The 18,288-nt window shown below is 52.4% G+C and carries 13 protein-coding genes, 1 tRNA gene and 3 rRNA genes; 11 read left to right on the top strand and 6 right to left on the bottom strand.

All coding sequences use genetic code 11. The features are described from left to right. Window positions 1-8 precede the first annotated feature (8 nt). A complete protein-coding gene (locus ACG1VR_RS22875) occupies window positions 9-707 on the bottom strand; it encodes a FadR/GntR family transcriptional regulator (RefSeq protein ID WP_016538846.1) in 699 nt (232 codons plus the stop codon). A gap of 474 nt (window positions 708-1,181) precedes the next feature. Here ACG1VR_RS22875 and ACG1VR_RS22870 point away from each other — a divergent pair. From ACG1VR_RS22870 to rrf, 4 genes are all read left to right on the top strand, one after another. Further along, window positions 1,182-2,723: ribosomal RNA gene (locus ACG1VR_RS22870) — 16S ribosomal RNA — on the top strand. Between the two features lie 86 nt (window positions 2,724-2,809). Further along, window positions 2,810-2,885, top strand: a tRNA-Glu gene (locus tag ACG1VR_RS22865). Between the two features lie 212 nt (window positions 2,886-3,097). Next, a 23S ribosomal RNA gene (locus ACG1VR_RS22860) occupies window positions 3,098-6,005 on the top strand. Window positions 6,006-6,100: 95 nt separating this feature from the next. After that, window positions 6,101-6,216, top strand: a 5S ribosomal RNA gene (gene rrf, locus ACG1VR_RS22855). Together the 16S, 23S and 5S rRNA genes with 1 tRNA gene alongside form the textbook arrangement of a ribosomal RNA operon. 91 nt (window positions 6,217-6,307) lie before the next feature. Here rrf and mobB read toward each other — a convergent pair. Both mobB and mobA read right to left on the bottom strand, forming a co-directional pair. Beyond that, window positions 6,308-6,832, bottom strand: a complete 525-nt coding sequence (mobB, locus tag ACG1VR_RS22850) for a molybdopterin-guanine dinucleotide biosynthesis protein MobB (RefSeq protein ID WP_395489848.1) — start codon at window positions 6,830-6,832, stop codon at window positions 6,308-6,310. Beyond that, window positions 6,817-7,341, bottom strand: coding sequence for a molybdenum cofactor guanylyltransferase MobA (mobA, locus tag ACG1VR_RS22845; RefSeq protein ID WP_395489847.1), 525 nt, complete (start codon window positions 7,339-7,341; stop codon window positions 6,817-6,819). The genes mobB and mobA overlap by 16 nt, the downstream gene beginning before the upstream one ends. 131 nt (window positions 7,342-7,472) lie before the next feature. Here mobA and ACG1VR_RS22840 point away from each other — a divergent pair, with 131 nt between their 5' ends. From ACG1VR_RS22840 to dsbA, 3 genes are all read left to right on the top strand, one after another. Further along, window positions 7,473-7,742: a YihD family protein gene (locus ACG1VR_RS22840; RefSeq protein ID WP_172568689.1), complete on the top strand. Its 270-nt coding sequence runs from the start codon at window positions 7,473-7,475 to the stop codon at window positions 7,740-7,742. 76 nt (window positions 7,743-7,818) lie between these two features. Continuing rightward, window positions 7,819-8,805: a serine/threonine protein kinase gene (locus tag ACG1VR_RS22835; protein WP_395489846.1), complete on the top strand. Its 987-nt coding sequence runs from the start codon at window positions 7,819-7,821 to the stop codon at window positions 8,803-8,805. Between the two features lie 27 nt (window positions 8,806-8,832). Continuing rightward, window positions 8,833-9,456 (top strand): thiol:disulfide interchange protein DsbA, encoded by a 624-nt coding sequence (gene dsbA / locus ACG1VR_RS22830; RefSeq protein WP_016538851.1) that lies wholly within the window; start codon window positions 8,833-8,835, stop codon window positions 9,454-9,456. A 14-nt stretch (window positions 9,457-9,470) separates the two neighbouring features. On the opposite strand, the gene ACG1VR_RS22825 is transcribed toward dsbA, so the two are convergent. Beyond that, on the bottom strand, window positions 9,471-10,379 hold the full coding sequence (locus ACG1VR_RS22825) for an acyltransferase (protein WP_016538852.1): 909 nt from the start codon (window positions 10,377-10,379) through the stop codon (window positions 9,471-9,473). A gap of 40 nt (window positions 10,380-10,419) precedes the next feature. Here ACG1VR_RS22825 and ACG1VR_RS22820 point away from each other — a divergent pair, with 40 nt between their 5' ends. Further along, window positions 10,420-10,578 carry a hypothetical protein gene (locus ACG1VR_RS22820; protein ID WP_172568687.1) on the top strand — a complete coding sequence of 53 codons (159 nt, stop codon included), beginning with the start codon at window positions 10,420-10,422 and terminating at the stop codon, window positions 10,576-10,578. A gap of 247 nt (window positions 10,579-10,825) precedes the next feature. Then, window positions 10,826-13,612, top strand: coding sequence for a DNA polymerase I (polA, locus tag ACG1VR_RS22815; protein WP_395489845.1), 2,787 nt, complete (start codon window positions 10,826-10,828; stop codon window positions 13,610-13,612). 293 nt (window positions 13,613-13,905) lie between these two features. Here polA and yihA read toward each other — a convergent pair whose 3' ends face one another. Then, window positions 13,906-14,541 (bottom strand): ribosome biogenesis GTP-binding protein YihA/YsxC, encoded by a 636-nt coding sequence (gene yihA, locus ACG1VR_RS22810; protein ID WP_016538854.1) that lies wholly within the window; start codon window positions 14,539-14,541, stop codon window positions 13,906-13,908. 194 nt (window positions 14,542-14,735) lie between these two features. Between yihA and yihI the strand changes: the two genes are divergently transcribed. Together yihI and hemN are read left to right on the top strand one after the other, a co-directional pair. Then, complete coding sequence (gene yihI / locus ACG1VR_RS22805) at window positions 14,736-15,248, top strand: Der GTPase-activating protein YihI (protein WP_016538855.1); 513 nt, start codon at window positions 14,736-14,738, stop codon at window positions 15,246-15,248. Between the two features lie 190 nt (window positions 15,249-15,438). Beyond that, on the top strand, window positions 15,439-16,812 hold the full coding sequence (hemN, locus tag ACG1VR_RS22800; RefSeq protein WP_395489844.1) for an oxygen-independent coproporphyrinogen III oxidase: 1,374 nt from the start codon (window positions 15,439-15,441) through the stop codon (window positions 16,810-16,812). A gap of 54 nt (window positions 16,813-16,866) precedes the next feature. Here hemN and glnG read toward each other — a convergent pair whose 3' ends face one another. Next, on the bottom strand, window positions 16,867-18,282 hold the full coding sequence (gene glnG, locus ACG1VR_RS22795) for a nitrogen regulation protein NR(I) (RefSeq protein WP_016538858.1): 1,416 nt from the start codon (window positions 18,280-18,282) through the stop codon (window positions 16,867-16,869). Window positions 18,283-18,288 lie beyond the last annotated feature (6 nt).

Here is an 18,288-nt window from a genome sequence, read left to right as displayed (position 1 = left end):
GCCTGAAATTATCGATGAGTGAACGGTTCCTTTAACAGTGCCTGGCAGGCGTTAAGCGCGGCCTGCGCTTCTCCATGGACAATGGCATCGACAATGGCCTGATGCGAGTCGAGCTTAATCACTTCATTATCGGTAATCGCGGTGAAGTAATTGTAATAAATCGATCTGAATAAGTTCGCGAAAGATGTCATGAAAGGGTTACCACTCATTTCATAGATAAGCTCGTGATAAGCCATGTCCACCTCAACCCAGCGCTGGCGGTCGAAGGTGTCCTGCAATTCAATCATTTGCTCCATCAGGCGCATCAGTTCCGTACGCTGCTCTTCATTACTGTTTATTGCTGCTAATGCGCAGGCCTGCGGCTCCAGGCTATTACGCATAATCAGAAAGTCTTCTACTACATAGCTGAAGTTGTCTTTGGTCATCCACCAGGAGATAAGCTCCTTATCAAGGAAGTTCCAGTGGCTGCGTGGCATAACACGAGTGCCGATTCTCGGCCGGGGTAACAGCATGCCTTTGGCGGTTAGCGTCTTTACGGCTTCACGAACTGCGGTGCGGCTGACGCCAAACAACTCTCCCAGCTCGATCTCACCCGGTAGAATGCTGCCGACAGCATATTCTCCCTTTAGTATTCGCTGGGCCAGGTTCTCCGCCAGCATATAAGAAAGGTTTTTTTGGGCGGCTAGTTGTTGGGTGGATAAAGACATAAAGCATTTCCTTAAGCAGTATTTCGCAGCCTAGTATGCCATTGGCAGCAATTTAGCGGTGATTTATGCAGCAAATGCCCGTTATTTGCTGGCTTTCTGTACTTGGTTGGTGAAAAAGAATGCGGTCAGAAAGTTTTTTCAAATTAGGGGTTGTCAGGCTCTGAGAACTCCCTATAATGCGCCTCCACTGACACGGCAAAGCGGCTTCGAAAGCGGCTTAACAACCCGGTAGTCAGTCAGACGAAAGCGAAAATAAACGCTTGACTCTGAAAGAGGAAAGCGTAATATACGCCACCTCGAGTTAGCAAGCGAAAGCGCGTAACTCACTGCTCTTTAACAATTTATCAGACAATCTGTGTGGGCACTCGCAGGATTGATATCTCAAGCATCTTCGGATGCAAAAAAATATCAAGTCTTGAAGAGTGACTACTGATTTTATAAACAGTTTTAATTCTTTGAGCATCAAACACTTTTAAATTGAAGAGTTTGATCATGGCTCAGATTGAACGCTGGCGGCAGGCCTAACACATGCAAGTCGAGCGGTAACAGGGAGTAGCTTGCTACTCCGCTGACGAGCGGCGGACGGGTGAGTAATGTCTGGGGATCTGCCTGATGGAGGGGGATAACTACTGGAAACGGTAGCTAATACCGCATAACGTCGCAAGACCAAAGAGGGGGACCTTCGGGCCTCTTGCCATCGGATGAACCCAGATGGGATTAGCTAGTAGGTGGGGTAATGGCTCACCTAGGCGACGATCCCTAGCTGGTCTGAGAGGATGACCAGCCACACTGGAACTGAGACACGGTCCAGACTCCTACGGGAGGCAGCAGTGGGGAATATTGCACAATGGGCGCAAGCCTGATGCAGCCATGCCGCGTGTGTGAAGAAGGCCTTCGGGTTGTAAAGCACTTTCAGCGAGGAGGAAGGCATTAAGGTTAATAACCTTAGTGATTGACGTTACTCGCAGAAGAAGCACCGGCTAACTCCGTGCCAGCAGCCGCGGTAATACGGAGGGTGCAAGCGTTAATCGGAATTACTGGGCGTAAAGCGCACGCAGGCGGTTTGTTAAGTCGGATGTGAAATCCCCGGGCTCAACCTGGGAACTGCATTCGAAACTGGCAAGCTTGAGTCTTGTAGAGGGGGGTAGAATTCCAGGTGTAGCGGTGAAATGCGTAGAGATCTGGAGGAATACCGGTGGCGAAGGCGGCCCCCTGGACAAAGACTGACGCTCAGGTGCGAAAGCGTGGGGAGCAAACAGGATTAGATACCCTGGTAGTCCACGCCGTAAACGATGTCGACTTGGAGGTTGTGCCCTTGAGGCGTGGCTTCCGGAGCTAACGCGTTAAGTCGACCGCCTGGGGAGTACGGCCGCAAGGTTAAAACTCAAATGAATTGACGGGGGCCCGCACAAGCGGTGGAGCATGTGGTTTAATTCGATGCAACGCGAAGAACCTTACCTACTCTTGACATCCAGAGAACTTTCCAGAGATGGATTGGTGCCTTCGGGAACTCTGAGACAGGTGCTGCATGGCTGTCGTCAGCTCGTGTTGTGAAATGTTGGGTTAAGTCCCGCAACGAGCGCAACCCTTATCCTTTGTTGCCAGCGGTTCGGCCGGGAACTCAAAGGAGACTGCCAGTGATAAACTGGAGGAAGGTGGGGATGACGTCAAGTCATCATGGCCCTTACGAGTAGGGCTACACACGTGCTACAATGGCGCATACAAAGAGAAGCGACCTCGCGAGAGCAAGCGGACCTCATAAAGTGCGTCGTAGTCCGGATTGGAGTCTGCAACTCGACTCCATGAAGTCGGAATCGCTAGTAATCGTAGATCAGAATGCTACGGTGAATACGTTCCCGGGCCTTGTACACACCGCCCGTCACACCATGGGAGTGGGTTGCAAAAGAAGTAGGTAGCTTAACCTTCGGGAGGGCGCTTACCACTTTGTGATTCATGACTGGGGTGAAGTCGTAACAAGGTAACCGTAGGGGAACCTGCGGTTGGATCACCTCCTTACCTAAAAGATACAAACCCGCGTAGTGCTCACACAGATTGTCTGATAGATGTAGAGAAGCAAGGCGTCTTGCGATTGAGACTTCAGTGTCCCCTTCGTCTAGAGGCCCAGGACACCGCCCTTTCACGGCGGTAACAGGGGTTCGAATCCCCTAGGGGACGCCACTTGCTGGTATGTAAGTGAAAGTTGCGTGCCGAACTATCTCAAAACTGACTTGAAAGAGTCATGTTTGAGATATTTGCTCTTTAACAATCCGGAACAAGCTGAAAATTGAAACGACATGTCGTCTCATTCTTCCGTAATAAAGAATGAGGTTAAGACATGTTCGAGTCTCTCAAATTTTCATAATTCGAAGCGAAACATCTTCGGGTTGTGAGGTTAAGCGACTAAGCGTACACGGTGGATGCCCTGGCAGTCAGAGGCGATGAAGGACGTGCTAATCTGCGATAAGCGTCGGTAAGGTGATATGAACCGTTATAGCCGGCGATTTCCGAATGGGGAAACCCAGTGTGATTCGTCACACTATCGTTAAGTGAATACATAGCTTAACGAAGCGAACCGGGGGAACTGAAACATCTAAGTACCCCGAGGAAAAGAAATCAACCGAGATTCCCCCAGTAGCGGCGAGCGAACGGGGAGCAGCCCAGAACCTGAATCAGTTTGTGTGTTAGTGGAAGCGTCTGGAAAGTCGCAGGGTACAGGGTGATACTCCCGTACACTAAAATGCACATACTGTGAGTTCGAAGAGTAGGGCGGGACACGTGGTATCCTGTCTGAATATGGGGGGACCATCCTCCAAGGCTAAATACTCCTGACTGACCGATAGTGAACCAGTACCGTGAGGGAAAGGCGAAAAGAACCCCGGCGAGGGGAGTGAAACAGAACCTGAAACCGTGTACGTACAAGCAGTGGGAGCCTCATTTATGGGGTGACTGCGTACCTTTTGTATAATGGGTCAGCGACTTATATTCTGTAGCAAGGTTAACCGTATAGGGGAGCCGCAGGGAAACCGAGTCTTAACTGGGCGTTAAGTTGCAGGGTATAGACCCGAAACCCGGTGATCTAGCCATGGGCAGGTTGAAGGTTGGGTAACACTAACTGGAGGACCGAACCGACTAATGTTGAAAAATTAGCGGATGACTTGTGGCTGGGGGTGAAAGGCCAATCAAACCGGGAGATAGCTGGTTCTCCCCGAAAGCTATTTAGGTAGCGCCTCGTGAACTCATCTTCGGGGGTAGAGCACTGTTTCGGCTAGGGGGCCATCCCGGCTTACCAACCCGATGCAAACTACGAATACCGAAGAATGTTATCACGGGAGACACACGGCGGGTGCTAACGTCCGTCGTGAAGAGGGAAACAACCCAGACCGCCAGCTAAGGTCCCAAAGTCATGGTTAAGTGGGAAACGATGTGGGAAGGCACAGACAGCCAGGATGTTGGCTTAGAAGCAGCCATCATTTAAAGAAAGCGTAATAGCTCACTGGTCGAGTCGGCCTGCGCGGAAGATGTAACGGGGCTAAACCATGCACCGAAGCTGCGGCAGCGACACTTAGGTGTTGTTGGGTAGGGGAGCGTTCTGTAAGCCGTCGAAGGTGGACTGTGAGGTCTGCTGGAGGTATCAGAAGTGCGAATGCTGACATAAGTAACGATAAAGCGGGTGAAAAGCCCGCTCGCCGGAAGACCAAGGGTTCCTGTCCAACGTTAATCGGGGCAGGGTGAGTCGACCCCTAAGGCGAGGCCGAAAGGCGTAGTCGATGGGAAACAGGTTAATATTCCTGTACTTGGTGTTACTGCGAAGGGGGGACGGAGAAGGCTATGTTAGCCGGGCGACGGTTGTCCCGGTTTAAGCATGTAGGCGGAGAGTTTAGGTAAATCCGGACTCTTGTTAACGCTGAGGTGTGATGACGAGGCACTACGGTGCTGAAGTAACAAATGCCCTGCTTCCAGGAAAAGCCTCTAAGCATCAGGTAACATTAAATCGTACCCCAAACCGACACAGGTGGTCAGGTAGAGAATACCAAGGCGCTTGAGAGAACTCGGGTGAAGGAACTAGGCAAAATGGTGCCGTAACTTCGGGAGAAGGCACGCTGTCGGTAGGTGAAACCCCTTGCGGGTGGAGCTGAAGGCAGTCGAAGATACCAGCTGGCTGCAACTGTTTATTAAAAACACAGCACTGTGCAAACACGAAAGTGGACGTATACGGTGTGACGCCTGCCCGGTGCCGGAAGGTTAATTGATGGGGTTATCCGCAAGGAGAAGCTCTTGATCGAAGCCCCGGTAAACGGCGGCCGTAACTATAACGGTCCTAAGGTAGCGAAATTCCTTGTCGGGTAAGTTCCGACCTGCACGAATGGCGTAATGATGGCCAGGCTGTCTCCACCCGAGACTCAGTGAAATTGAAATCGCTGTGAAGATGCAGTGTACCCGCGGCAAGACGGAAAGACCCCGTGAACCTTTACTATAGCTTGACACTGAACATTGAGCCTTGATGTGTAGGATAGGTGGGAGGCTTTGAAGCGTGGACGCCAGTCTGCGTGGAGCCAACCTTGAAATACCACCCTTTAATGTTTGATGTTCTAACGTAGACCCGTGATCCGGGTTGCGGACAGTGTCTGGTGGGTAGTTTGACTGGGGCGGTCTCCTCCTAAAGCGTAACGGAGGAGCACGAAGGTTAGCTAATCACGGTCGGACATCGTGAGGTTAGTGCAAAGGCATAAGCTAGCTTGACTGCGAGAGTGACGGCTCGAGCAGGTGCGAAAGCAGGTCTTAGTGATCCGGTGGTTCTGAATGGAAGGGCCATCGCTCAACGGATAAAAGGTACTCCGGGGATAACAGGCTGATACCGCCCAAGAGTTCATATCGACGGCGGTGTTTGGCACCTCGATGTCGGCTCATCACATCCTGGGGCTGAAGTAGGTCCCAAGGGTATGGCTGTTCGCCATTTAAAGTGGTACGCGAGCTGGGTTTAGAACGTCGTGAGACAGTTCGGTCCCTATCTGCCGTGGGCGCTGGAGAATTGAGGGGGGCTGCTCCTAGTACGAGAGGACCGGAGTGGACGCATCACTGGTGTTCGGGTTGTCATGCCAATGGCATTGCCCGGTAGCTAAATGCGGAAGAGATAAGCGCTGAAAGCATCTAAGCGCGAAACTTGCCCCGAGATGAATTCTCCCTGGGAACTTGATTCCCCTGAAGGGACGTTGAAGACTACGACGTTGATAGGCTGGGTGTGTAAGCGTAGCGATACGTTGAGCTAACCAGTACTAATGACCCGTGAGGCTTAACCTTACAACACCAAAGGTGTTTTGCGAGACAAATCGATTTTCAGCGAAGTTCAGGATTAGACTGATGGTCACGAAGTGACGGTCAGTAAACAGAATTTGCCTGGCGGCCGTAGCGCGGTGGTCCCACCTGACCCCATGCCGAACTCAGAAGTGAAACGCCGTAGCGCCGATGGTAGTGTGGGGTCTCCCCATGCGAGAGTAGGGAACTGCCAGGCATCAAATAAAACATCAAGGCCGCCCTTACGGGTGGCCTTTTTGTCTTATAAGATAGTAAAAATGCCACTTTGCGGCACCCTCTATTATTCTCTACTGCTGTTTTATCCAGTCAAGAATGAAATCAGCAATCATTTCCGGGTCATTGAGATCAAGACCTGGTACCGGGGCCGGCAGCGTGACGTCGCTGGCTACGGCGATAACATGCCGATCGAGCTCCAGATCTTCAGCGCTGTGCCCCGTTTCACTCCGATACAGCACTATTTTCGCTACCGGTTCATGCTTAAAACCCTCAACCAGTACCAGATCCAGCATGCTGGCGTCCATTCTTGAAACCAGATAGTCCAGGTTTAACTCCGGTTCTTCTGGTGTTTCAGTCATCAATGCCCAGCGCTTCTGGCTCGCGACTATGGTTTGGGCCGCGCCGGCTTTACGAAGCTCATAGCTGTCCTTGCCGGGTTTATCGACATCCATATCGTGGTGAGTATGTTTTATCAGCCCCGGGCGGATGCCTCTCGCGAGTAAAAGAGGGATTAATTGCCTGAGCAGGGTGGTTTTTCCTGTCCCACTCCAGGCCGCAATTGCCAGTAAAGGGGGGTTAGTTAGTTTTTTTGCCATTGGGATAGCTCATCTGGCGTGTTGATGTTGGCAAAGCTGGCTTTATCGTTATTGAAAATAACTGCATGCCCGCCAGCACTAAGTAAAAACTGCATCACTCGCCTTTCTCCGGAGCGCAAATACTCGCTCAGAGATGAACGTAATGAGCGATGAATCAAAGTGACGCCAGGGTGATCGCGTTGGCCGTCATTAGCCCAGACTGTCTGCGCATTACCGCGTGCCTGCCAAAGGCGCTGAGCCAGGTCGTAGGGAATATTTGGCGTGTCGCAGGGGCAGAATAATAGCCAATCGCTTTCAACGGCCTCGATAACGGCTAGCATACCGGCCAGAGGCCCCTGATAGTCTGCTAATGAATCCTCAATTACGCGAACGTTCTGCTCGCGGTAAGTTTCGATATTCCTGTTGGCGCTAATAACGACATTGCCGACCTGCGGGGCTAAGGCTTGCAGGACATAGAGAAAAAGAGGCTTGCCGTTTAGCAGGGCTAACCCCTTATCCTTCCCGCCCATTCTGCTTCCCCGGCCGCCGGCCAATACGACACCCGTTATCTCAGTTAATCTCTGCACCAATATCGCCTCTTTTAATGTGGGTTTGAGCCTGCTAACGTGTTGCTTCTCGCATGTGATAAGGGAACACCAACATGAAATGTAAGCGCCTCAACGAACTTCTTGAACTGCTTCAGCCCGCATGGCAGAAGGAGCCAGATCTTAACCTGATACAATTCTTACAGAAACTCGCCAGCGAGTCAGGCTATAACGGTGAACTTACCGATCTCACCGACGATGTGCTGATCTATCACCTGAAAATGCGTGATTCTGCAAAAGATGAAGCCATTCCTGGTCTTAAAAAAGATTATGAAGTGGACTTTAAAACGGCCCTGCTGCGGGCTCGTGGAGTAATTAAAGAGTAAAAGCTTGTAAGTCGGGGCACTTAAGCGGTTTTGAAATGTTATCCTGAAGTATTCGTATTTACTTCCGGTTGCCGGGATGACAGACAGCGCTTTTAATTTCCAGACTCTACACCCGGATACCATCATTGACGCCCTATTTGAACAGGGTATAAGGGTGGATTCGGGGCTAACGCCTTTAAACAGCTTTGAGAACCGCGTCTACCAGTTCCAGGATGAAGATCGCCAGCGCTTCGTGGTGAAGTTCTATCGTCCTCATCGCTGGTCACCTGAGCAAATTGAAGAAGAGCATCAATTTGCGCTGGAATTGCAGGCCGACGAAGTTCCTTTAGCTGCCCCTCTGCGTTTTGCCGGCAAAACCCTGTTGCAGCATCAGGGTTTTATGTTTGCCGTCTTCCCAAGCCTGGGCGGTCGCCAGTATGAAACTGATAATCTCGATCAGATGGAGTGGGTTGGTCGTTATCTGGGGCGCATTCATCAAACGGGTCGGCAGAAGCTGTTTCAGCATCGGCCTGGTATCGGGCTGGATGAATACCTTTTCCAGCCTCGAGAGTCGTTCGAGCAAAGTAAGCTTATTCCCGCAGCGCTTAAGAAAGAGTTCCTGATAGCGACTGACTCGTTAATAGAGGAAGTAAAACGCTGCTGGAACGCTGACTTTGAGCCACTTCGCCTGCACGGCGACTGCCATCCGGGCAATATTCTTTGGCGCGACGGGCCGCTGTTCGTTGACCTGGATGATGCCCGCAACGGCCCGGCAGTACAGGATATCTGGATGCTGCTTAACGGCGATAAAGCCGAACAGCGCATACAGCTGGAAACCATCATTGAGGCCTACGAAGAGTTCTCCCCGTTTGATACCGGCGAGCTGGCTCTTATCGAACCGTTACGCGCTATGCGTATTGTTTACTATCTCGCGTGGCTAATGCGGCGCTGGGATGACCCCGCATTCCCCCGAAACTTCCCGTGGTTTAGCGATGAGGATTTCTGGAGAAGACAAACTGCAACATATCTAGAGCAGGTCCGGGTTCTGCGTGAACCTCCATTACAATTAACGCCAATGTATTAATCAGTAAAATTCAGGAGAGAGTTGATTATGAAGAAGATTTGGCTGGCGCTGGCGGGCATGATCCTGGCATTTAGCGCATCTGCAGCACAGTTTACCGACGGTAAACAGTACGTTACCCTGGACAAGCCGGCTACCGGTGAGCCGCAGGTATTAGAGTTTTTCTCTTTCTATTGCCCACACTGCTATCAGTTCGAACAGGTTCTTCATGTTTCTGATAACGTGAAGAAAAAGCTGCCGGAAGGCACCAAAATGACCAAATACCACGTCGAGTTCCTTGGCCCGTTGGGCAAAGACCTGACTCAGGCGTGGGCCGTTGCAATGGCCTTGGGTGTGGAAGATAAAATCACCTCCCCAATGTTTGAAGCCGTGCAGAAAAGCCAGACCGTGCAGAACGATGCCGATATCCGTAAAGTGTTTATCGACGCTGGCGTGAAGCCGGAAGAGTATGACGCGGCGTGGAACAGCTTCGTGGTGAAATCCCTGGTCGCTCAGCAGGAGAAAGCGGCTGCCGATCTTCAGCTGCAGGGCGTACCGGCTATGTACGTTAACGGTAAATATCAGCTGAATATGCAGGGCATGGATACCAGCAGCATGGATATCTTTGTTCAGCAGTATGCCGACACGGTGAAATACCTGGTCGAGAAGAAATAATAAGGAAAAGCCGGTCATTGACCGGCTTTTTTACCTCCAGCATGTAGCTGTTCAAGCTGTCCATCTTTTTCACTCCACAGCGTATTAAGCCACAGCTGAAAACGGCGTTTAAAATTCTTATCGTTAACGTAATCACCGTGCAGCTCTTCGCTAATCGGCACCAGCGAAATCCTCACCACAATTCTCGTCATCTTTCCTGAGAGCATATCGTAGAACGGTGATGATACATTTTCTGGATAGCACAGCGTAACGTTCAGCATCTTGTCGAACTGCTTTCCTAATACGCCCATCGCCATCGCTATACCGGCCGCTTTTGGTGGCAGCAGGTAGTTAAAAGCTGAGCGAGTCTGAGTCTGCTTTTGTGGCGTGAAGCGCGAGCCTTCGACAAAATTCACGATAGTTGTAGGGTGCGAGCGAAATTTCATGCAGGAGCGGCGGGTGGTTTCCACATCTTTACCCCGGCGTTCCGGATGGCGTAGCAAATAGGCTCGCGAATAGCGCTTCATAAAAGGCATATCCAGCGCCCAGCAGGCCAGCCCCATAAAAGGAACCCAGGCAAGCTGCTGTTTAAGAAAGTATTTATTCATCGGAATATGCTTGCGGAACAGCACGCACAGAATAACGATATCGGCCCAGCTGCGATGGTTACAAATCAGCAGATACCAGTTCTTTTTACTCAGCCCTTCCAGACCTTCCACATCCCATTTTAAATAAGGGTTGAGGCGTAACAGCAGCGCCAGTCCTTCGCACCAGCAATACATCATAAAGTCAGCAAATGCCGAGATCGAACGCCAGATGGCCGGAACGGGTAATAGCAGCTTAACGATCCCGGCAATAATGATCGGAACGGAGCAGGCGACCGTGAGCAAAATAGTCAGCACAACACTTAAAGTCAGGGTGAGCGCTGCGAGTAATCTCGACATAAATAATATTTCAGAAGGTTAGAATAGTGGAGATGCTGGTATGAACGACAATAAGCGGCGAATTTTATCAGAAACCCCTAATGGCGGCTCGGCAAATGAAAAGGATTTTAATCCGTTGCTTTTCGCGGCAGAACAAACTCTCGCCAGTTGTGGCTCGTCTGAGTATATATCCACATCAAACGATCCACTGCCTATTTAGTGCGGCTAAACTATCATTTAGTTAACGTTATGAAAATTATAAGCATTTAATATTTTCCAGAGAAGGATCATTTTATGGAGTGCATAAGCTAAAAAAATATGCACAAACTTATCCACAGCATTGATCCTGCGCAGGATCGCCCAAACTACGAATTCTTTTCAGCATATTGCTGCCAATAGTTCATGTTTTTGTTCAGGCTATGGCATCCTTGAACAATAAATTAATCACAGGCATGGAACGGAACACTATGGTCCAGATCGCAGACAACCCGCTTATCCTCGTTGATGGCTCCTCCTACCTTTACCGGGCATATCACGCCTTTCCACCGCTGACGAACAGCCGTGGAGAGCCAACGGGGGCAATGTACGGCGTGCTTAACATGCTGCGTAGCCTGATTCTGCAATACCAGCCTACGCACGCGGCGGTGGTGTTTGATGCCAAAGGCAAAACGTTCCGTGATGAGCTATTTGAAGACTATAAATCGCATCGCCCGCCGATGCCGGACGATCTGAGAGCGCAGATTGAGCCGCTCCACGCGATGGTCAAAGCCATGGGGCTGCCTCTGCTGGCGGTATCCGGCGTTGAGGCCGATGACGTTATCGGCACGCTGGCGCTGGAGGCTGAAAAAGTCGGCCGCCCGGTGCTGATAAGCACCGGTGATAAAGACATGGCGCAGCTGGTAACGCCGGGCGTTACGCTGATTAACACCATGACCAACACGATTCTGGGGCCGGAAGAAGTTCAGACCAAATACGGCGTGCCGCCGGAACTGATCATCGATTTCCTGGCTCTGATGGGCGATTCGTCGGATAACATCCCCGGCGTTCCCGGCGTGGGTGAAAAGACCGCCCAGGCGCTGCTGCAGGGGCTTGGTGGTCTGGACACGCTTTATGCAAACCCGGAAAAAATTGCCGAGCTTTCTTTCCGCGGTGCTAAAACCATGGCGGCGAAGCTTGAGCAAAGCAAAGAGCTGGCCTACCTCTCCTACAAGCTGGCGACGATTAAAACCGACGTTGAGCTGGAACTGGGCTGTGAGCAGCTTGAAGTCCAGCAGCCGGCGGCAGACGAGCTGTTGGGGCTGTTTAAGCAGTATGAGTTCAAACGTTGGATAACCGACGTTGAAAACGGTAAATGGATGCAGGCTAAAGGCGCAAAACCGGCCTCTCAGCCGCAAAAAACTATCGAAATTGAGGCCGAACCGGAAGAGCCAGCCAGCCAGCTCTCTTATGACAACTACGTCACGATCCTCGATGAGAAAGTGCTGGTGGAATGGATCGAGCGCCTGAAAAAAGCGCCGCTTTTTGCCTTCGATACCGAAACCGACAGCCTGGACAACATCAGCGCCAACCTGGTCGGACTTTCCTTTGCCACCGAACCGGGCGTTGCCTGCTACATCCCTGTGGCACATGACTACCTTGATGCCCCGGATCAGATTTCCCGCGAGCGTGCTCTTGAGTTGCTGAAGCCGCTGCTGGAAGACGAAAAAGCGCTGAAGGTTGGGCAAAACCTGAAGTATGATCGCGGCATCATGCAGAACTACGGCATTGAGCTGCGCGGCATTGCTTTTGACACCATGCTTGAATCCTACACGCTGGACAGCGTTGCTGGCCGCCACGATATGGACAGCCTCGCCGACCGCTGGCTGAAGCATAAAACCATTTCGTTTGAAGAGATTGCCGGTAAAGGCAAAAAACAGCTGACCTTCAACCAGATAGACCTGGAAACTGCCGGGCGCTATGCGGCGGAAGATGCCGACGTTACTCTCCAGCTGCACCTGAAAATGTGGCCGAAGCTTGAGAAGACCGAAGGTCCTCTGAATATCTTTAAAAACGTTGAAATGCCGCTGGTGCCGGTGATTTCCCGCATTGAGCGCAACGGCGTTAAAATCGATCCGGCTATCCTGCACGCGCATTCCCTGGAATTAACCAAACGCCTGGCCGAGCTGGAGCTGAAGGCTCATGAGATTGCCGGTGAGGAGTTTAATCTCTCCTCTACCAAGCAGCTGCAAACGATTCTGTTTGAGAAGCAGGGTATTAAACCCCTGAAGAAAACGCCGGGCGGGGCACCTTCTACGTCAGAAGAAGTGCTTGAAGAGCTGGCGCTGGACTACCCGCTGCCAAAAGTTATCCTCGAATACCGCGGGCTTGCCAAGTTGAAGTCCACCTATACCGATAAACTGCCGCTGATGATTAGCCCAAAAACCGGGCGTGTGCATACCTCTTATCATCAGGCCGTTACGGCAACCGGTCGTCTGTCTTCAACCGACCCGAATCTGCAAAATATTCCGGTACGCAACGAAGAAGGCCGCCGCATCCGCCAGGCCTTTATTGCGCCTGAGGATTACGTGATCCTCTCTGCGGACTACTCTCAGATTGAGCTGCGTATTATGGCTCATCTCTCCCGCGATAAAGGCCTGCTAACCGCCTTTGCAGAAGGGAAAGACATCCACCGCGCTACCGCCGCTGAAGTCTTCGGGCTACCGCTGGAAAGCGTAACCGGCGAGCAGCGCCGCAGCGCCAAGGCTATCAACTTTGGCCTGATTTACGGCATGAGCGCGTTTGGCCTCTCCCGCCAGCTCAACATCCCGCGTAAAGAGTCCCAGAAATATATGGATCTCTACTTTGAACGCTACCCGGGCGTGCTTGAGTACATGGAGCGCACGCGGGCGCAGGCAAAAGATAAAGGCTACGTTGAAACCCTGGATGGTCGTCGCTTATACCTGCCGGATATCAGCTCCAGCAACGGTGCCCGTCGTGCAGGTGCAGAGCGAGCGGCTATCAACGCCCCAATGCAGGGAACGGCGGCGGATATTATCAAACGAGCGATGATAGCCGTGGATGCCTGGCTGCTGGCGGACAAGCCGCGGGTGAAAATGATCATGCAGGTACACGATGAACTGGTGTTTGAAGTACATCAGGACGATGTGGAAGCCGTCTCCCGGAAAATCCACGAGCTGATGGAAAGCAGTATGACGCTCGACGTGCCGCTGCTGGTGGAAGTAGGCAGCGGTAAAAACTGGGATCAGGCACATTAATGCTAAAAGCTCAGATCACGTTTTTGTAACTAAGCAACATAAGTCATAGCTTTTTGTGATGATGCTTCAAGAATGTGATGCAAAAAGTGAAAAAAAACTACAAAAAATGCTTTTTTGAGCGATTAAAAAGGAGTAGAGTTATTCGCGTAGGGTACAGAGGTAAGATGTTCTATCTTTCAGACCTTTTACTTCACGTAATCGGATTTGGCTGAATATTTAGCCGCCCCAGTCAGAAATGACTGGGGCGTTTTTTATTGGGCGAAAAAAAACACGGCCTCAGCCGTGCTTCGTGATTACTCTTCAGCCGCGTCTTCTTCTACCGCCGGCGGAAGGTCGTTGTACCAGCTGTCCAGCTTGAGGCGCAGCTTATCAACGCCGATTTTCTTCAGGGAAGAAAACGCTTCAATCTCAATATTACCGCCAAACGCCAGCGCGGCTTCACGCACCATATTGAGCTGTGCTTTGCGTGCGCCTGACGCCAGCTTGTCCGCTTTGGTTAACAGCACCATCACCTCAATATTACTGGCGACGGCCCACTGGATCATTTGCTGATCGAGATCTTTAAGCGGATGGCGGATGTCCATCAGTACGACCAGCCCTTTCAGGCTGTTGCGCTTTTGCAGGTATTCTCCCAGCGCGCGCTGCCATTTGTGCTTCACCTCTTCAGGCACTTCGGCATAACCGTAGCCCGGTAAATCCACCAGACGCTTGCCTTCTGCCACTTCAAACAGGTTGATAAGCTGAGTACGCCCAGGCGTTTTACTGGTGCGCGCAAGGCCTTTCTGATTGGTCAGCGTATTCAGTGAGCTGGATTTACCCGCGTTAGAGCGGCCTGCGAAAGCAACCTCAATACCGGTATCAGAAGGAAGATGGCGAATGTCCGGTGCGCTGAGCACGAACTTAGTCAGTTGGTAGTTCCAGTTTTTCACAACGGTGTCCCCGTCAGGTAATCATTTGCCGGGGATTATACCTGAACGAGCAGAAAACGCCGTGTTTCTCGCCAGAAGAGGAACAAGATGAAGAAAATGACGGCTGGTTAACCTGTCGCCTTTTTTCTTTGCTTGCTTTCTGCTAGATTCCGCCGCAATTCTATACTGAATAAAATGGCTTAAGACGACTTATTATGAAGCAACAAAATGCAGCGCCGCAGGGCAAAAAACCGGCAAAAGTACGCCGTAAATCGCGTGAAGAAGTAGATCAGGAAGCGCGTGAGCGTAAACGTCAGAAAAAACACCGCGGTCACGCGGCTGGCAGCCGTGCAAATGGTGAAAGCCAGGCGCAGGGCGGCAAATCCGCAGGTAAGACTAAAGACCCGCGTATTGGCAGTAAAAAACCGATTCAACTGGGCGTAACCGAAGCACCACCGGTCGCTAAACAGCACAAACCGAAGAGCGAGAAACCTATGCTAACACCACAGGCTGAGCTGGATATGCTGGAAAACGATGAGCGCCTGGACGGGCTGCTGGAACGTCTGGAAGCGGGCGAAACCCTGAGTAAAGAAGAGCAGTCCTGGGTTGATGCGAAGCTGGACCGCATCGATGCCCTGATGGCCGAGCTCGGCATCGCCTGGGAAGACGATGAAGAGGAAGAAGAAAAAGCCGACGATTTAATGCGTCTGCTCAAGGGTGGTAACTAAAGGTTACTCCCATGGGATTACCTGTTCTTATTATGGTTATTCCGCTGGTGTGTTATCTGCTGTGGTTATTCGTTAAACTACGGCGGCTGTCGCGGCTGCAGAATTCGCTGCGGCGAAGGGCCATGGTTCGTGGAATGAGCGGGCCTCCTTCGCCTCGTCGGCGCCGGCGACATCACCGCAAGGAGTGAGTATGTCTGAGCAGTTAATCGACTGGGATCTGGCCCTGATCCAGAAATATAATTATTCAGGGCCACGTTACACCTCTTATCCGACCGCGCTGGAGTTCTCTGAAGCCTTCGGCGAGCCGGAGTTTTTGCAGGCGGTTGCCCGTTACCCGGAGCGCCCGCTCTCGCTTTACGTGCATATCCCGTTTTGCCACAAGCTTTGCTATTTCTGCGGCTGCAACAAGATTGTTACCCGGCAGCAGCACAAGGCTGACCAATATCTGGACGCGCTGGAGCAGGAAATTATCCATCGCGCACCGCTGTTTAAAGGCCGCCATGTCAGCCAGCTGCATTGGGGCGGCGGGACGCCGACTTATCTGAGTAAAGCGCAAATCAGCCGCCTGATGGCGCTCCTGCGCATGCATTTCAGCTTTAATGGCGATGCCGAGTTATCGATTGAAGTTGACCCGCGAGAAATCGAACTCGACGTGCTGGATCACCTGCGCCAGGAAGGGTTCACCCGCCTGAGCATGGGCGTTCAGGACTTCAACAAAGAGGTGCAGCGCCTGGTAAACCGCGAGCAGGACGAAGAGTTTATCTTCGCTCTTATCAAGCGCGCCAGAGAGCTGGGCTTTACCTCAACCAACATTGACCTGATTTACGGCCTGCCAAAGCAAACCCCGGAAAGCTTCGCCTTTACGCTGAAACGCGTCGCGGAGCTTAGCCCGCACCGGCTTAGCGTCTTTAACTACGCTCACCTGCCAACGTTGTTTGCCGCCCAGCGCAAGATTAAAGATGCCGATCTGCCGAGCGCCCAGCAGAAGCTGGATATTCTCCAGGAAACCATCGCTTCGCTAACGGGATCGGGTTACCAGTTTATCGGCATGGATCACTTTGCCCGCCCGGATGACGAACTGGCGATTGCCCAGCGTGAAGGCAAACTGCACCGTAATTTCCAGGGCTACACCACCCAGGGCGATACCGATCTGCTGGGGCTTGGTGTCTCGGCCATCAGCATGATTGGCGATTGTTACGCCCAGAACCAGAAAGAACTTAAGCAGTATTATCAGCAGGTGGACGAGCGGGGCAACGGGCTGTGGCGTGGACTTGCCTTAACGCGTGATGATTGTATTCGTCGCGACGTGATTAAGGCGCTTATCTGCAATTTCCAGCTCAACTTTGCTGAGATTGAACAGCTCTGGTCGCTAAACTTTGCCGACTATTTTGCCGAAGACCTGCGCCTGCTGGCGCCGCTGGCGAAAGACGGGCTGGTGGAGCTGGACGAGCAGGGAATTAAGGTTAGCGGGAAGGGGCGTTTGCTGATTCGCAACATCTGCATGTGCTTTGATACTTACCTGCGGCAAAAAGCGCGCCTCCAGCAGTTCTCACGCGTGATATAAAAACGGCGGGGTTTAGCCCCGCCGTTATTTTATCCTTCGCAAAGCGCTGAAGCGCTACTCCATTCCCAGCTCTTTTAGCTTACGAGTCAGCGTATTTCGTCCCCAGCCCAGCAGGCGGGCCGCTTCCTGTTTATGCCCCTGAGTGTGGCGTAGCGCGGTAGTCAGCAGCGTTCGCTCCATCTCCGGCTGCGCTTCTGAAAGCAGGTCCTGGTGCCCTGAACGAAGCGCTCTCTCCGCCCACTGGGCCAGCAGCATAGCCCAGCTATCGGGGTTGGTTTGCGCCACGCCGCCGCTCTCGGCCACGGTGGTCTCAAACAGCTCGCTCGGCAGGTCCTGAATCAGCACTTCCTGGCCCGCGGCCATCACGGTTAACCAGCGGCAGGTATTCTCCAGCTGGCGCACGTTGCCCGGCCAGGCAAGGCGGGTTAAGGCATTTTCCGTCTCAGGATGCAGAAGCTTGGCTTCTACGCCCAGTTCACGGGCTGCCACCTGCAGGAAGTGGCGAGCCAGCCGGGGAATATCTTCCCGGCGTTCACGTAGCGGCGGTAAATGCACGCGGATAACGTTCAGGCGGTGGAACAAGTCCTCACGGAATTTGCCTTCCTGCACGCGCAGTTCAAGGTTCTGGTGGGTCGCCGCGATGATGCGCACGTCTACTTTTACCGCGGCATAGCCGCCAACCCGGTAGAACTGGCCGTCGGCCAGCACGCGCAACAGGCGGGTTTGTACGTCCAGCGGCATATCGCCGATTTCATCGAGGAACAGCGTGCCGCCGTCGGCCTGTTCAAAGCGTCCCTGACGGATCTGGTTAGCCCCGGTGAAGGCCCCTTTTTCATGACCGAACAGCTCAGACTCGATCAAATCTTTGGGGATAGCCGCCATGTTGAGTGCGATAAACGGTGATTTAGCCCGTGGGCTATGGCGATGCAGGGCATGAGCAACCAGCTCTTTACCGGTGCCTGATTCGCCGTTGATCAGCACGCTGATGGAGGAGCGCGACAGGCGGCCGATAATACGAAAAACGTCCTGCATCGCAGGCGCTTCACCGATGATATCGGTAGTTGGCCCGCTTGCTGGCGTGTTGCGCGGCTGCTGCTGCTCCTGATAATGGCTAATAGCGCGCTCTACCAGCGCCACGGCTTCATCGATATCAAACGGTTTTGGCAGGTAGTCGAAAGCGCCCTGTTGATAGGCGCTAACCGCGGCATCTAAATCGGAATGTGCCGTCATTATGATGACCGGAAGCATCGGATGGCGCTGTTTAATCTGTTTCAGCAGCGCAAGACCGTCCATGCCGGGCATGCGAATATCCGACAGCAAAACATCCGGGGTTTTGGTGGCAAGGGCGTCCAGCACCTCATTGCCACTTTCAAAGGTGGTGCAACTTAACCCGGCCCCGGTTAACGCGCGCTCAAGCACCCAGCGGATGGAGCTATCGTCGTCAACGACCCAAACTATCCCTCGTTGCATAAAGAC

Origin of the sequence: Cedecea davisae, from assembly GCF_044095835.1 — a bacterium.
GTDB classification, from domain to species: Bacteria; Pseudomonadota; Gammaproteobacteria; order Enterobacterales; family Enterobacteriaceae; genus Cedecea; species Cedecea davisae.
The sequence above is the reverse complement of the archived record's forward strand: the minus strand, read 5'-3'. Positions and strand labels throughout refer to the sequence as shown.